Annotated in this window: 19 protein-coding genes; all 19 read right to left on the bottom strand. The window is 64.2% G+C overall.

Annotated elements, in window-relative coordinates:
- Positions 1-2 precede the first annotated feature (2 nt).
- The gene (locus IGS68_RS33650; protein ID WP_371822003.1) at positions 3-416 is read right to left on the bottom strand and encodes a DUF6950 family protein; all 414 of its coding nucleotides are present in this window, start codon (positions 414-416) and stop codon (positions 3-5) included.
- A 15-nt stretch (positions 417-431) separates the two neighbouring features.
- Positions 432-998 (bottom strand): hypothetical protein, encoded by a 567-nt coding sequence (locus tag IGS68_RS33645; RefSeq protein WP_201083226.1) that lies wholly within the window; start codon positions 996-998, stop codon positions 432-434.
- A 2-nt stretch (positions 999-1,000) separates the two neighbouring features.
- On the bottom strand, positions 1,001-1,357 hold the full coding sequence (locus IGS68_RS33640) for a hypothetical protein (protein WP_201083224.1): 357 nt from the start codon (positions 1,355-1,357) through the stop codon (positions 1,001-1,003).
- Between the two features lie 903 nt (positions 1,358-2,260).
- Entirely contained in the window at positions 2,261-4,429 is a 2,169-nt protein-coding gene (locus IGS68_RS33635) for a tape measure protein (RefSeq protein ID WP_201083222.1), read from the bottom strand.
- 278 nt (positions 4,430-4,707) lie between these two features.
- Positions 4,708-5,070, bottom strand: a complete 363-nt coding sequence (locus tag IGS68_RS33630) for a GTA-gp10 family protein (protein WP_201083219.1) — start codon at positions 5,068-5,070, stop codon at positions 4,708-4,710.
- A gap of 4 nt (positions 5,071-5,074) precedes the next feature.
- Entirely contained in the window at positions 5,075-5,488 is a 414-nt protein-coding gene (locus tag IGS68_RS33625) for a phage tail tube protein (protein ID WP_201083216.1), read from the bottom strand.
- 72 nt (positions 5,489-5,560) lie between these two features.
- The gene (locus IGS68_RS33620) at positions 5,561-5,947 is read right to left on the bottom strand and encodes a DUF3168 domain-containing protein (RefSeq protein WP_201083214.1); all 387 of its coding nucleotides are present in this window, start codon (positions 5,945-5,947) and stop codon (positions 5,561-5,563) included.
- The gene (locus tag IGS68_RS33615; RefSeq protein WP_201083212.1) at positions 5,947-6,378 is read right to left on the bottom strand and encodes an HK97-gp10 family putative phage morphogenesis protein; all 432 of its coding nucleotides are present in this window, start codon (positions 6,376-6,378) and stop codon (positions 5,947-5,949) included. Before IGS68_RS33615 ends, IGS68_RS33620 begins: the two co-directional genes overlap by 1 nt.
- A complete protein-coding gene (locus tag IGS68_RS33610; RefSeq protein ID WP_201083210.1) occupies positions 6,378-6,719 on the bottom strand; it encodes a phage head closure protein in 342 nt (113 codons plus the stop codon). The genes IGS68_RS33615 and IGS68_RS33610 overlap by 1 nt, the downstream gene beginning before the upstream one ends.
- Complete coding sequence (locus IGS68_RS33605; RefSeq protein ID WP_201083208.1) at positions 6,719-7,291, bottom strand: head-tail connector protein; 573 nt, start codon at positions 7,289-7,291, stop codon at positions 6,719-6,721. The genes IGS68_RS33610 and IGS68_RS33605 overlap by 1 nt, the downstream gene beginning before the upstream one ends.
- The gene (locus tag IGS68_RS33600) at positions 7,288-7,644 is read right to left on the bottom strand and encodes a hypothetical protein (protein ID WP_201083206.1); all 357 of its coding nucleotides are present in this window, start codon (positions 7,642-7,644) and stop codon (positions 7,288-7,290) included. The genes IGS68_RS33605 and IGS68_RS33600 overlap by 4 nt, the downstream gene beginning before the upstream one ends.
- Positions 7,641-10,316, bottom strand: a complete 2,676-nt coding sequence (locus IGS68_RS33595) for an RHS repeat domain-containing protein (protein ID WP_201083203.1) — start codon at positions 10,314-10,316, stop codon at positions 7,641-7,643. Before IGS68_RS33595 ends, IGS68_RS33600 begins: the two co-directional genes overlap by 4 nt.
- Positions 10,317-10,325: 9 nt before the next feature.
- The gene (locus IGS68_RS33590) at positions 10,326-11,153 is read right to left on the bottom strand and encodes a hypothetical protein (RefSeq protein ID WP_201083202.1); all 828 of its coding nucleotides are present in this window, start codon (positions 11,151-11,153) and stop codon (positions 10,326-10,328) included.
- Positions 11,153-11,353, bottom strand: a complete 201-nt coding sequence (locus tag IGS68_RS33585; protein WP_201083200.1) for a hypothetical protein — start codon at positions 11,351-11,353, stop codon at positions 11,153-11,155. Before IGS68_RS33585 ends, IGS68_RS33590 begins: the two co-directional genes overlap by 1 nt.
- 27 nt (positions 11,354-11,380) lie before the next feature.
- The gene (locus IGS68_RS33580) at positions 11,381-12,187 is read right to left on the bottom strand and encodes a hypothetical protein (RefSeq protein ID WP_201083198.1); all 807 of its coding nucleotides are present in this window, start codon (positions 12,185-12,187) and stop codon (positions 11,381-11,383) included.
- 53 nt (positions 12,188-12,240) lie between these two features.
- Complete coding sequence (locus IGS68_RS33575; protein WP_201083196.1) at positions 12,241-13,053, bottom strand: hypothetical protein; 813 nt, start codon at positions 13,051-13,053, stop codon at positions 12,241-12,243.
- A 48-nt stretch (positions 13,054-13,101) separates the two neighbouring features.
- A complete protein-coding gene (locus tag IGS68_RS33570) occupies positions 13,102-13,611 on the bottom strand; it encodes a hypothetical protein (protein WP_201083194.1) in 510 nt (169 codons plus the stop codon).
- Positions 13,612-13,625: 14 nt separating this feature from the next.
- Complete coding sequence (locus tag IGS68_RS33565; protein WP_201083193.1) at positions 13,626-13,832, bottom strand: hypothetical protein; 207 nt, start codon at positions 13,830-13,832, stop codon at positions 13,626-13,628.
- A gap of 90 nt (positions 13,833-13,922) precedes the next feature.
- Entirely contained in the window at positions 13,923-15,161 is a 1,239-nt protein-coding gene (locus IGS68_RS33560) for a phage major capsid protein (protein ID WP_201083192.1), read from the bottom strand.
- Between the last annotated feature and the right edge of the window lie 30 nt (positions 15,162-15,191).

Raw genomic sequence — 15,191 nt, 5'->3', positions numbered from 1 at the left:
GGTTAGACCTTCCAGGCGGCCGTCGCCGCAGACAGGGTGACGTATTCGAGGCCGTAAAGGCCAATGGCGGCGACACGCTCGCCCGAGAGATCGACGGTCCCGACGCACTGGGTGCCATCCAGATCCACCAGGGCGAGGTCGCCGCGCCCGGCCATCGGGACCGGCACGGGCTCGCCCATCACCTGGGTGATGGCGTCGGAGATGCTGGTGGTGCCGAACTCCCGGCGGAGCACCCGCAGGGAGCCGATCGCGGTGGTGTATCGACCCTGGAGGTGGCCGATCGGGTTCGAGCCCATCAGGGCCTCGACCACAAGGCCGGCGAATTGACAACAATCCAGCCGCCCCCAAGTAAATTCCTGGTGACGGACCTGATCGAGGAGGGTTTGGAGGCGGAGGGGCCAGTCTTCGTATCGCATAAGCCTATTTAGGCGTCAGGCGGTACGACCCCAGACTATCTCAGCGTCTTGGATGGACGGAACGAACTTGAAGAAACGGTCTGACGGCCAGTCGATGCGTTGATCCGCATCTTCATAACGTCTTTCCCTCGACCTCTCCAAGTCTATGAGCTTGGACTCGACGCTGATCGTGATCCGTGCGGTCTCGCCGCTATCGTCGATCTGCATCACGTCCATTCTACCACCAAAGATTAGGTAGGGATCAGCCAAAAGGGCGCCGGTGTTGACATCCAGGGCACCGAGATAGACGTTGCACGGCCTATCCTGATACGGCTCGTTCAATGCCAACGACAACAGGTCCGAGGGGATACCGCTGAGCGAAATGTCGAGGCCGGTGGCGCGCAGTTCCGAGGACTCCTCGACCGTGCCGAGGCCCAACAAGTTGCCGGCGCCGATCCAGGTCTGGCCGTTCCACGACAGGTCGCCGAAACCGCTCCAGAGCCTGACGGCTCCGCTATCGAACATGGCTTCGACCAGAAGGATCGCGCAGATCGTATCGGCGAGAGTCGCCGCTTCCATCGGCGCCGTGAGGGTCCGCGCCATGGTTAGAACGCCTCAGTGCAGGAGAAACTGAACGAATACAGCGAACTGCGGTCGGCATCCCACCCGATGTCGTTCGAGTCCAACCGCCACAGGCCGCAGGCGCGGACGACTGTCACGGGGGTTCCGGCCGAGTAGCTGGCCTTCAGGGCCGGCTCGATCGTGTAGGTCCCGTTGCCGGACCAGCCGCCGCCGACCACCATATGGAGGCGGGCCGCACCGCCCGAGGAGATCTGGATGTAGTCGCCGTTCAGCAGCGTGCCGTTGCTGTTCAACTGGATCGTATTCTGCCGGACGGTTCCGCTCTGGACGCTGACTGTGCGGGCGGTACCGCGGGGCGTGACGGCATCCGGGTCCCACATGAGAAAGGAGCCGCGTCTGCCTTTCAATTGCAGAAAGAAGCTCTGCCACTCGGCGGCCTGGGCTCGCTTCATCGGCGGGAGAGTTACAGTTGCTGTCCACAACTCGAACGGGTAAACTACCGCCTGTTGCTGCCCAGTAAATGGTGACTCCGAAACCGCTACCGCGCGCTTCAGAGAGAACGAGCACTGGCTGGGCGCCGGAGTGGTCGGCATGGTGAGGGGATAAGTTGCCATGCGGATATTTAGCTGGCTGATCGCGATCTGGTTTCGGTGCGAGAAAAGCGACCAGTACACCGTGCCGCAGATTGACCGTACAACCTCTGACTTCTATAACGATTGTCTCTGCAAGAAAAATCCAGCACAAGAAAAGAAAGGTTAGGAAATTGTTCGGTATCATTGAATGGTTGTGGTCTATCCCCATCCCAAAAATTGGTATTGGTATACAAGTCGCGGGAGCTTTCTTCGGGTGCCTCGTCGGTGTTTCGGATGAACTACGAAGAAAGCTATCCCAAGCATGGAATAAATTTCTCGAAATAGTGTTTTTTCTCTATACAGTGATTATGACAGTGTTCATTTTTGTTGCGATAGGTAGAATAGTAGGTATATTGATAGTTGGTTGGTCAACCACATCAATAACTGGGATCGTACTCATAGTAGCGTCGTTACTTGTGGCTTTAGGCGCTGGACTATGGCTTGTGGGAGATTTTATCTTTTCTAGGCGAGCCATAGGGCGAAGCAGGGGTCTAAATGCTAACCAAGGTTGGACAAATACGAAAAAGGACTCCATCAATGCAATCAGCTTTCTTTTGATCGCTGCCGGTGGCTTGTTACAAATGATCTATTAAGATGAAGTCCTGAAAACAACGCGCGGGAAGGCCCCCTTCAAAAGAGGGCCTTTCCTTCTTATCTCCCCATGGCCCGGCTGTAGGACCCGCCGCGCTGACGCGCGCTGGCGACCGCTGCCTTGGTCGATTGCGTGATGGCCGGGAGCATGTTGGTCAACTCAGCCCTGACAGTCGCTTGGACGCCGGTCGAGATATTGAGGTGGACCTGGATCGTGTCGCCGGCCGGCGCCGCCACCGGTGCCGCACTCAGGTTCGGAACCTTCGGGATGATGGTGCCGCTGACGCGGGGCACGAAGAGTTCGGCTTGTTTCTCGCCGACGATATACGGGCGGTTCGCGATCACCGGACCACCCTCGGCCCGGTATTGCGGGCCGTTCTCGAACCCGCCATAGGTCCCACCGGCGCCGCCCATGTTGGACCAGCCGTGGGTGTAGCCGTTGATCGCCGCGCTGCCGACGCTGCCGAGGACCGGCAGGGCGAGGTCGAACAGGCTGTTCTTGATCGGGTTGATCAGGCTGAGCTTCAGAAACTCCTGCATCAGTTCCGAGATCACCGCCATGCCGACCGACTTCAGCGAGAGCATCGCGTCCTCGCCCTGGAGCATCGCATCCGTGATGCCGGCACCGATCCGATCGAATGCCTGGGAACCGAAGTCCTCCAGGTATTCCATCTCGGCCGTGACGGTCTTGGTCTTCTTGGTCGCGTTGTCCATCTCGGCAGCCGCCGCGGCGACCGCCATGTTGAAGGTCCCCTGGCTTATCGCGCCGGCATCGAGCAACTTCTTGTATTCCGCCACTGCGGCGATGTACGCCTCCAGCGGCGTCATGGTCGCTTTGAGGATCTCCTGGCCGCGCTCGCGCTGATCAGCCTCATCCTCGATCGCCTTCTTGGTCGCCTTGAGGGCTTCCTCCTCGGCATACTTGGCCCGCGCCAGTTCGGCGATCTTCTTGCCCGCCTCGGTGTTGGCCTCGACGCCCGCGCGCTTCAGCGCGTTGTAGACCTCCTGTTCCTCGGCAGTTCGGCCCAACTGCTCGCGCTCGAACCGGAGGTTCTCGATCGTGTCCTCGATCCGCTTGGCCGCCTGGGCCGCCTCGCGCTCGCGCTTCTTCTTCTCGTCCTCGCTCTCGCCGGTCGGTTTGATCTCGATCGGCGGCTTGGTGCCAGTGGGCTTATCCGGCTCGACCGGCTTGGCCCGCAGGAAAGCCAAGCGGGCATCGATCTGCCGATCGATCTTCTCGAACTCCTCGGTCGGCTCGCCGGCTTCCTTGGCCCGGTCCCAGTTCAGCTTGTTCTTGCGCTTGCCGAACTCCAGCCGCTCCGGACTCCGCTGCTCCATCGGCAGGTGGCCTTCGGCGCCGTAGATCCGGTAGAAGTCCATCACCGATCGGGCCGAGTCCAGGATCGGCTCCAGCATGTTCTTGATCGGGGTTTCCAGCGTCCGGACCATCTCGGTCCAGCTATTCTGGACGCGCGTCCAGGAGCCGTTGAGGCCATCGGCGGCCTTCTCCGCGGCGCCTTCGTAGTCTTCTAACGCGCGGACCAGCAGCTTGGAGAACACCTCGGCGGAGACCTTGCCCTCGCTGATCATTTTCCGGAGTTCACCGGTGGTCTTGCCACCCGCCTGGGCGACTTTCTCGAAGAGTCCTGGTACCGGATCGGTTGTCTGCCTTACGTCTTCCATCGTTACAGTTGCTGAACCCAGCACCTGATTCAATCCGAAGAAGACGAGCTTTAGCTGTTCGGACGATGCACCGGTGGCAGCACTGGCGTTCGCCATGCCTTCCAGGATGGCCCTGGCCTGCTCGCCGGTGATCTTGCCGCTCTTCTGGGCCTGCAACAGGCCGGCGTAGCTTGACGTGAGAGTCGCGAGATCGACACCCAGGCGCTGGGCCGTCGCACTGAGGAACCGCTGCTCCTCTTCGAACTGGCCCTGGCTGGTCGTCATGCCGCGGATGCGGGCGTCGAGCCGCTCGAACTCGGCGATGGTCTTGACCATGCTGCGGCCGATCTCGGCGACCGACAGACCGATACCGGCAGCCCCCAGGGCGGACTGGAGACCGGAGCCGATCGAACTGACCGCCCTGTCGGCCCGCGCGGCGTCGCGCTCCATCCGGGAGGCCGCCGAGTTGATCGACCGCTCTGCCTGCTGGAGTTCGCTGCGGAGTTTGGCCGTCGTGGCCTCGATCCGGACCAGAATATCGCTGGTGTTGTTGCTACCCGACGCCATGGCGGCCTTTCCCTAGATGTGATGATCCGCCGGTGGGGGTTCCAGCGTCGGATCGGGGCCGAACTCGCGCAGGCGCCATTCCGCGAAGGCTGCCTCTCGATCGCTGTCGTCGGCTGTTTTCTTGTCTTTGCCGCCGCCGTTGAACTCGTTCAGCGCCGTGATCGCGGCGAAGAACGTGTGCGGCGTGCTGGTCCAGAACTGATCCTCCGACCAGTGCAGGACGCCGCAGGCGGTGCCGAGAAACTTGCGGTAAGGAATCAGGTCCGATCCCTTACCGCCTACGCATTTCCCCCCGCGGACTCCTCCGAGGCTTCCGTGCCGCCCGCGATGCAGCCGGTCAGGAAGGTCACGATCGCCGGCACCAGTCCGAGGACACCGGCGCGGAACACCGCCTCGCCGATCTCGTCCCGCGTCATCCGCTTGGAGCCCGCCGGCAGACCGGCGTCGATCGCACCTTGGAGGACAGCCACGATGTCGGTGACGAGGATCTCGCCGGACATCAGGCTGCGGGTCAGCGGCACCAGTCCACGACCGGCGGCGACCTCGATTTGGACCATGGCCTGGAAGCTGGGCCGCAGCACGTAGCTGCGGCCGTCAAGCTCCACCACGACCTCGCCCCGGTAGGGGTTGGGAGTGGTCATGGTCTTACGGCAGCGCCGTCAGGGCAGCAACCGGAGCGAGCGTCAAGCTGTACTTGGTAACATCCTGGGTTTCAGCCGTGATTTGCAGACTGGTCACCGTGAATGCGCCCTTGAAGCCCGCGCCGGCCGAGTCGAAGACGATCTGGCAGTCGTGGCTGGTCCCGGCAGCCCAGGCGGTCTGGAGCTTGTTGAAAGCCGCACGGGTCGTGTACAGGATGCCGCTGACCGAGACGGTGCCCGAGCGGGTGGTGGCGAGGCTGGTGGACCAGCCTGCGTTGTCTTTCGCGGTCGTATCAGCGACCGCGGTCGAGCCGTCGAACGAAGTGCTCTGCTGGCCTTCAAGGACCGCGAAAGTCGTCGCAGCGGTGGCGGTGTCGCCAACCTTGAGAAGGCAATTAATTCCGGCCTGTCCAGCCATGTCATGTCTCCCTAGATAAAAAGGTAAAGGACGGTCGGAGCCGCCCTTTATTTATCGGGAGAGGTGTTTCATTTAGGCTGTAGGAGAGAGGATGATCCTGAACCGCGAAATACCGTGCTGTGTCTTGCCATCCTCGTCCCGGAAACTGTCCGAGTACTCCCAGCGACACAGGATCGTCTCGTGGCCCTCGACCACCAGCGGGAAGTTATGCAGGGCGGCGTAGACCGCGGCCTGGAGTTCCTTGGTTTCCTTACGGCTCCGGCTCTCCGACCACGTGTGGACCACCACCGTGGTCTCGGCGCCGTCGGTGGCCTTATCGTCGAACGGCACCGCGGTTTCCTCCCCGATGCTGACATAGGGGCACTGGGCGCCGGGTGGCGCGAAGTCGTAGACCGGCACCGCCAGGGCGCTGTCGAGCCGCGCGAAGAGTGCTTTCTGAAGGTTCCAGCCGGCCAGCATCACCGCCCCCTTGTCTGTTGGATCACCCGGTCGGTCGCCTCTTTGAGGGCGGCCAGGATCTTGGCCTTGCGGATCTCGAACGCCGGTCGGACGAAAGGCCGGGCCGAGTGGTGACGGGTGCCGTGCTCCATAAACTTCGCCAACATCCTATTCCGGCGCCGCTTCTTGCCCCGGTTCTTGAAACCGGCACCGACCTCGACTGCCAGACCATCCTTGATGTACGTGCCGTCGGCCGCCGGGGCGACGCCGATCGAGGCGATCAACTGGCCGGTGCGGACGGCGCCGCGGGCGTTGAGTTCGCGCTTCATCTGAGTGGCGAGCAGGTCGGCCTGATGAGCGATCGTGTCCTTGAGTTCGTCGGTCAGATCGTCCGGCAGGGTGCGGAGCCACGCCTGGAACTTCGGGTTGATTTCGAGGAACCGCTTCGCCATCAGGTCGGCCCGCCGTATTCGACCTCGATGACCCGGAACGCCGACCGCGGGCCGGGATCGGCCGCGTCGGTGATGTTCATAACCAGGCCGCGCCAGACCAGCCGGTTATCAACCGTGATGCCCCGGCGGTTCCGGATGGTGATCCGGTAGCGGTCGCGCGGCTGGGTCTGCTCCGCGTGAACGACCTCGCCCGCCTTGCCCGTCTGGGCGATCACCTCGGCCCACAGCGGCGTGACGGTGGTCCAGGCGACGGTATAGCCGCCACCGCCGTCGGGGGTGTGGACCTCCGCCTGGAGGAGGACGCGCTCCGAGAGGTTACCGGGCTGGATCTGCCGGGCCATCAGAAGGACACCAGCTTGTACGGCGCGATCAGGCACTCGATGCCGAACGGGATCTTGTTCACCGCGGCGCCGACGGAAACCGGAAGCCGCTCGCTGTGCCAGAGTGCCACCAGGAGCAGCAGGGCATGGCGGATCGCTTCCGGAATATCGCTCGGGTCGGTGCCGAAGCCACTGAGGTAGCGGATGCGGACCGCATCGGGTGCGCAGGCGGTGGCCGGCCAGACCGCGTTGGTGCGGAGATAGACCCGGCCGGGTTCGCTGGCGGTGCTGAGCCGGTAGATCGAGGGGTTCACGGTCTGCTCGACTTCGGCGCCGTCCAGATAGGTGATGGATTCAACCGCGATGGTCCGACCATGCAGATCGATCGGGCCGCAGGGGAAGCCCGGCAGGACGGTTTCCATCACGGTCGCCAGCAGCGGGCGGTTCAGGATCGTCTCGACGTGGCCGGTTGCCGCGGCGAGGTAGCCGAACAGCAGCGCGTCCTCGTCCTCGTGGTCAATCCTCAGATGGGCTTTCAGGTCTTCGAGGGAGACCGGCAGGCCGGCGGCCGGCGTGATGATGCGATAGCTCATGCCGCGCCTCCGACGACGAGTTGCTTCCGAATGTGCATGACGCCCTTGAGCGGCGTCGTGACGGCACCGCTGGCATCGGTTAGCTGAAGCTCGTGATAGAAATCACCCGACAGCGACACCGTGTCCGCGGGCTCCAGGTCGATCTGGAGTTCCCCCGCCGCGGCGTTGGTGATCGTGATGCCGGCGTCGGTCGTCTTCGTCAGCACCGGCGTCGGCGAGAACCGGGCCGGCGTGCCCTGGCTGGCCTGCCAGATCGCGGTGACGCCCGTCAGGTTCATCGCGGCACCGGCCTGATCCGTGATGATGACGAAAACCGGCATGGTGTCGCCTGCCGTGGCGCTGAAATTCCTCATGACGAGCCCTTCCCTGTCAGCCGGGTATTTAGCTCCACGCCGGTCAGCATCCGGGGTTGGACAGGGTTGACGCCGGTCAGGTGGATGCCGGCCGGCTGCTGACCCGTGAGGCGGATCACCGTGCGGGTCGAGCCCTGGCCGATCGCGAGGTCGTTCCAGCGGAGGTCGATCAGGCGGCCGATGGTGGCGCGGAGATCATAGGGCAGGTCCACCGACAGGCCGGCGGCCTCCCGGTCGTCCCACAGGAGATCCAGCGGCAGACCGACCCGGTCGCGAATGGCCCACGGGTGCTCGATCACCTGGGCGATCGGCTGGCGGATGCCCCAGCGGACATCGATCGGCACGCCGGAGAGAGCGCGGTCATGCCAGCGGAGATCGATCGGCGATGCGGCTTTACCCCGGACATCGAAGCGGGCATCGATGTCCCGCTGGACCCGCTCCCGGACGTGCCAGGACATCTCCAGAGCGGCGGCCGACGCGGAGATGGTCTGCTGGATGTTCCAGCGCAGTTCCGCGCCCTGGCCGACGCGACCCCGATCATCCCAGCGGACATCCAGCGACTGGGGCAGGGCGGAGCGGATCGAGTAGCGGAGTTCCGTGGTCGCCGGCAGGGTGGTCCGGTCGTCCCAGCGGAAATCCCGGCCGGCAGAGACGGTTGTCCGGTCGTGCCAGAGTGTCGTGACGATCTCGCCGATGGTCTGGCGGATCGAGTAGCGGAGATCCGCGGCCGAGGCTGCGGTCGTCCGGATGTTGTAGCGGGCATCCAGCGCGGCATTGAGGGCCGCCCTGTCGTTCCAGCGCGCATCAACCGCATCGGCGACGGCTGTTCTGTCGTGCCAGCGCGCATCGATCGAGGAACCAACCGCCACCCGAACGGTCGCCGAGGCCGTGTCCCAGCGGGCATCGAGCAGGCCGGCGACGGCTGCCTTGTCGTGCCACCGGGCCTCGACACTGCCGGTGACATTCGCCCTGTCGTTCCAGCGCGCGTCGATCGAGCCGGTGGTTTTCGTGCGGTCGTGCCACCGGGTCTCGACGTTACCGGCGGCGGTTGCCCGGTCGTTCCAGCGCGCGTCGATCGCACCGGCGACCGCTACCCTGTCGTTCCACCGCGCGTCGATCGATGTGCTGACCGGAGTCTTCACCCCGGCTGCTGCGGCCAGTGGTTCAACCAGCACCACGGCGGCGCCGACGCTGTTGAACGGGGCGCTGAAGGTCGTCGCCTGAACGCCGGGGGCATCGACCTCCCTGACGAACCCGACTTGCTGGTGGTTCGGGTTGGCCTTGTTCTCAAATAGGATCGCCGCACCGGAAGCCGTCAGGGCGCCGCCGGAGGTGTAGTGGTCGTGGCTCGAACCGATCAGCAGGCGGTTCTTGCCGGTGTTCGTGGCCTCCAGCGTGACCGACGCATTGGCGTGGGCCGCGGCAAACCCGCCGAAGGGGTTGCTCGCCTGGGTGTTGGCGAGGTTGATCGCGCTGGTGACACCCGTGTCGCAGTACTGGTCGGCCTTCGAGATGACGATGTTGCCGGTCGTCTGGGGCGGGTTGTTTAGGGCGAAGACCCAGAGCGTCCCTTGACCCCCGCTGCTGGTCGAGCGACCCAGCAGCGTCATGGCCTGCCCGGCGAAGCTGGCGGTCGGGTCCCAGGTGTACCCACCCGCGCTAGACGCGAAGACCAGGAGAGCACTGGCGCCGGTGGCGTTGTGGCTGACCGCGTGGTTATACGGGTAGGCGCCCGCCCAATTCGCGGTGGTCGTTCCGAGGACGGCCGGCAGGGTCGGGCTGTCGGTGGTCGTGTCCAGCATACCCAGCGGATAGCTATCGTAGTTCGCAACCTCGGCGTCCGACCACACCGTGTTGGTGGCGCCGATCTCGTATATCAGGGTCTGGAACTTCTGATACTGACCGCGCGGATCGTAACCGACCGCGATCTTGCGGCTGGTGTCCAGGCCGGGCGTCGTGATCGTCGCCTTCAGCACGCCGTTGACATATGCCTTGGCCGTCGTTCCCGAGATCGTCAGCGCGACGGTCTGGGTCACGGTCGCCGGGCGGTTGCCCAGGGTGGTGAAGGTCGATCCGTCGTACAATTCCCAGATCGAGCCGTAGAAGTCCCAGGTCAACCAACCGCCACCGGTGGTCGGGATACCGAACAGCACCAGATCGGTGCCGTAGTCGGGACCGTAGGGCTCGACGCGGGCGAAGACCGTAACAGATGTCCCCGTGACCCCCCACTGCGACAGGGTCGAGGCCGGAACACCGTTGTCCGACGACCCGCCCGCGGGTCGGAAGCAATTACCGATCGCGGTGTTGTCCCGGTTGCCCAGGCCACCATAGGCGAGGTTGTCCGCGGGGTTGACAATGTTCGGCGTGGTGGCCGAGGAGTCCACCGGCGGCGCTTCCCAGCCGGGCTCCAGCCACGCGAACAGCGCCCGCAGGCCGCTGTATTGGCCGATCAGATCCAGTTTCCAGGGACGCGCCCGCTTGACGATTTCCCGGTCGGGTGACCCGGTCGCCGCCGCAACGTCCCACCGCAGGTCGAGCGCCCCACTGACAGGAGTCTTGCTGGAGCCCCCGCCGAAGTACTGGCCGGTCAGCAGAGCGGCGGTCGAGGTCGTCGCGGTCAGGTTCTGACGGGTGAACCGCGGACTGCCGAGGACTCTGTAGGAGGTGCTCATCGCGGTTCCCTATCCTGCAACAACGCTGAGAGAGCCCATCACGAAGGCATTGCTCGCCGTGGGGGCCGCGTGCATGACCATCTGCAAACACGCATCCGGTTCGATCCGAGGGAGGCCCAGCGTCGCGAAATCTGCCGTGACTGCCACGTTGGCCACCGGCAGGGAGATCATCGCTACCCGTTTCAGGAGCACGATGGCGATGTTGCCGACGGCTCCGCTGGTGCCACTGAAGGTCAGGGACTGAATGCGCTGCACACCGGTATCACCATCCGCCAGGGGTAGCCGGCGCATGGTCCCCAGCGGAGGATTTGCGAAGGTCGATGTAGCGATCGTGCTCCGGTTGGCGACGCCTGCGGAGTTCGTGTAGGTGACGGTGGCGGCAGGACCGGAAGCGCCGGTGGCGCCATACCATTCCAGCCAGATCTCCAAACCTTGCCCGTTATTGGGGCAGCGGGCTGCTGGGATCGTCGCGGCGCCGCCGACAACCGTCTGGGTTGTCGTCGTGTTGCCGGAGAACCCGGCAGACGCCCACACCCGGTCGTAGATCCCAATGCTGCCGAAGATGCTGGACTGTAGAGTGCAGCCGGCGAGATACAGGTTCTGACCGGCGGGCGGGTCGTTCAGGTCGGGAAACCCGTGGGTGGCATCCGTCGGGACATCGGCCCCGACCGTATACGCAGTCGGCGCCGACGCCGTCCCCCAGGGAGAACCCGTCCCCCAGCGGTCGAGGCCGAAGAACAGCGAGCTAGTTCCCGTGAGGAGCGAGTGGTAAATCGGGATGTCCTGGCAGGCGCCGGTGAACGCCGCAACCAGCCCGTCCATCGACGAGATCGCCATCAGGGCACCGCTTCGAGGTATTGCTCGATCGAGACCGTCGTCTGGCCGAAAAGAACGTACTGGAAGTTATCGGTGACTTCATCGACCGGTACGTTGTTCTCGTCCAGATACTGGATGTCGTAGACCGTGTATTCGACGTAATCGACGAAAGGTGCGGTGAATTGGACCTTGTCGCCGGGTGAAAAGATCGGTGCGGGCATGGCGTTTCTTCCTGGTAAAAAAGCCGACTAGGCGGAGATCAGGGTCAGCGAACCCCAGGTCGGTCCGGTGCCGGTGCTCCCGGATAGCTGGACGAATTGGAGCGCGGCGTCCGGATCGATCACGGGCATCCCCAGTGCGACGAAATCCTGAACGATCCCGGTGTTGGCCGATGAGATGTGCACCACCGCCTTCCGCCTGAGCAGCGCGAGGCCGAAATTGCCGGCCGCGCCGGTGGATGCGCTGAGTCTGACCGACTGGACGGATGCCACGCCGCTGTCGCCATCCTGGAGGGGTATCCTGAGCATGCGACCGATCGGGAAGTTCGCGATCATCGCCGCGGTGGCTGTCCGGCCCGTGATACCGTCCGAGTTGGTGTAGGTGACGGTCACGTTGGACGCGGTGGCCCCCGTCGCGTCGTAGCTCTCCAGCCAGATTTCCAGACCCAAGCCGCTGTCCGGGGCACGGGTCGCCGGCAGGGTGGCCGTCTGGGCGATGTTCTGGGTCGCCGTTGAGGTGCCGCTGAACCCGCCGACCTGATAAACCCGGTCATAGAGCGCGCAGGATTGGATCACCGATGATGCAAATCCCCAGCGGGCGAGATACAGGCTCTGGCCGGCGGCCGGAGCGGTCAGGGGCGGATAGCCTCGGGTAGCGTCCGTCGGGATCAGCGGGGTGCTCGGGGTCAGCGACTGGTTATAGAGGTTGCCGCCGAACGTGTTGTTGAGATTGGCATATCCGCCCACCGCGGTCGTGCTGGACCCGTAGTATATCGGGATCTCCTGCGGCGATCCGGTCAGCCCCGCGATGAAGTCGTCCATGGTCGTGATGGGCATCAGGCTGTCCCCTTATCGGCATCGGCGGTAAAAACAGTGAGCATCCCGGTCGCCTATCCGGCGACGACGGTGACGGTGCCCTGGGTGAGCCCTGACGTGGTGGTGGTCGGTAGCAGCACGAATTGGAGACAGGCGTCCTGATCGATGGCCGGGAGCCCCAGACCGGCGAAATCAACCGGGTTGCCGGTGTAGGTTTGCGTCAGCGGGATCATGCACTTGCGCTTCAGCAGGGTGATCGCGAAGGCTCCCGCGGTATTCGCCGCCGACAAGGTCACCGAGTTGATCGCGGAAACGCCCGTGTCGCCCTCCTGGAAAGGGATGCGCTGCATGCGGCCGACTCCGAAGCTCGTGATCAGCGCCGTGGACGGCGTTGTCCGGCCATCGACACCCGCCGAGTTGACATACGAGATCGTCGCATTGGTGGCGGTGCTTCCTGAGGTCGTCTGTCCTTCGATCCAGATCTCCAGCCCTTCACCGCCACTGGGGGCGCGGGTGCTCGGGAGGGCCGGGAAACTCGTCACAGCCTGAGCCGCTGTGGAGTTGTTGACGAACCCGCCCCGCGCCCAGATCCGGTCATAGATCATGATCGCGCCCATGTTGGTCGGGGTCAGGTTGGCGCGGGCAATGTAGAGAGTCTGGCCCGCGGCGGGCGCCGTCAGAGAGGGGTAACCGGGGGCATCCCCGGTCATGATGTCCGAGGCTGCGGTTACGACCGCGGCCGTTCCCCAGGAGTTCGCGAGACTTACATGCCGGTTGAGATTGTAGTGTCCACCAGCAGCGGTCGTACCGCTCAGGAACAGGACTGACAGTTCCTGGTGGGTCCGGGAGAGTGCCGTGACCAGTTGATCCATGGTGGTGATGGTCATGCCGTTACTCCCCGGTCAGCGTCGTGTTGGATCTCGCTCAGGCGGCCGTTAGGACGCGCTGTCGCCCTCGGCCTGGATCACGACGCTGTCGGCGTTGTAGGCAGCGGCGCCGGCCGTCACGACCCGCTTGATCCAGATCGCCTTGGCCTGCCCGGCCGGGATGTCGCCGATCAGCAGGCCGCCGGCCTTGCTCGTCGGGGCGCTGAACGTAACGCCCGCGGGGGCGACGCCCTCGTTGGCAACGGCCGTTTCGGTCGCGTTCACCGCGGCGGCGCCGAGGCCGATTTCGCAGGTCGTGCCGGCCGCCGGGGTGTTGGCCGAGATCCAGACGGTGACTTGCTCCCACGTCAGGGTAGCATTTGCATTGTGCAAATACACGCAGCGGTATTCGGTGTCGCCGGCTGCCGCTTCATCGCCCGAGACATTGTCCCAGAGGTTGTTCAGGGTCGCGGTCGTGATGCTGGTCGAGGACTTCGTGCCACCGATCGACGAGCCGGGGGCGCTGTTCGAGGCGCCGCCGGAGAGGCGGAACTGGATCTCGGAGGAGATGATAGCCATGGTCGGTTACCCTGTTACTTCGCGCGCTTGCCGCGGCGGATGGTGGCTTTTTCCGGCACGGCCGGGGCGGTAGCTTCCTCGATCACGGGCTTCGCGGGCTCGGACTCGGAGATTGCGGCGGCGATGCCGGCCTCGATCCACGCCAGCGCGGTGGGGTCGGGCAGGTCAACGATCTCGCCGAAGGCGAAGGAGTGGTCGCTCCCTGCCAAGCTGGTCAGCATCGAAACTTTCATGTCGGTATTTAGCCAGGTCCCCAAAACAAAAGGGCGGCCCGAAGGCCGCCCCGATGCTGGTTACCGGACCCCGAGGGATCAGGTGGCCGAATGCTGGTAGAACTTCACGGCCGCCGGGTTGACGCCGTTGCTGTCATGCCGGCTGTAGGCCAGGAAGCCGACCTGGAGGCTGTCAGCATAACGCTCGTTCAGGCGGACCATCTGGACATCCAGAACATCACGGATGATGAATTTGGTCAGGTCGCCGAACAGGACGGTCTTGGCGTTGGCCGCGGGGACCGGCATGTCGTTGTTGATGATGTACTGGAAGCCCAGGAGGCGATCCGGCTCACCAGCGACCATGCCCGGCTGCCAGATCGGCAGGCCCGTGCTGTCCTTCAGCTTGCGCAGGTTGCGCAGCATGGCGTCAGACAGCATGAACTTCGCGTTCGCACGGTAGGACGGGTCCACGGCGTGAACGAGATCGATCAGGTCATCATAGGTGATCGAGGTGGTCTGGCCGACAGCGCCAACCTTGCCGGAGGTCGCGAACGGAACGATGCCCTTCGGCTGATTGATGCCGGTACCCAGGGTGAAGTGGGCGTTCGTCGCACGCGCGATGCGGGTGCCTAGAGCCGAGGCGAGATACGATCCGAGATCGAACGCCGCGTCCTGCATCAAACCGTAGGGGACTTTCACCTGACGCGAGGTGTAGGTATAGGCACCCAGGTTGACGGAACCGAACACGACATCGAGATCCGACACAGCGGTGTTCTCGGCGATGATCGAGCCCGAGTTCGCGGTGTCGTCCACGGTCGGCATGTTAATGGTGTTGCCGGTGCTGGTCCGCAGGATCTGCGCGCCCAGGCGGACGCCACCGAAAGCCTTGGTAGCGGCTTCAAGCTGATCGCGGAAACCGACGGGGACCAGATAGCCACCCTCGCTGGCGGTACCAACGGACTGGGCGCGGGTCTCGGCCTGCTGGTTCAGCACGTAATTCCGCATTTCTTCAGAAAGGCCGGCCATGCCGCCCTTCAGGAACGCGTTGAACGAGCGGACTTCCAGGTCCTCGGCCTTGGCGGCTTCACCACGGGAAACGCGGCCACGGTCGGCGCGGGCTTCGATCCTGGCTTCCAGGGCAGCTTCTGCATCGAGCAGGCGCTGTTCACGGGCGATCCGGCCTTCGACCTTCTCGGCCGCTGCCATCTGCTCGTCAAAACGGGCCTCGACCTCGGCAACCTGGACTTCGTCCATGTCATCCGAGATCTGGGCCAGTTCGGCGCGGGCGCCGGTGATCAGTGCAGCACGCTGCTCCCGCAGCAGATTAATGTGAGACATTCTGTCTTCCTCATACGAGGGCGGCATTCT

Origin of the sequence: Skermanella sp. TT6 (assembly GCF_016653635.2) — a bacterium.
Classification (GTDB): Bacteria; Pseudomonadota; Alphaproteobacteria; order Azospirillales; family Azospirillaceae; genus Skermanella; species Skermanella cutis.
This window is presented reverse-complemented; position numbering and strand designations above follow the sequence as displayed.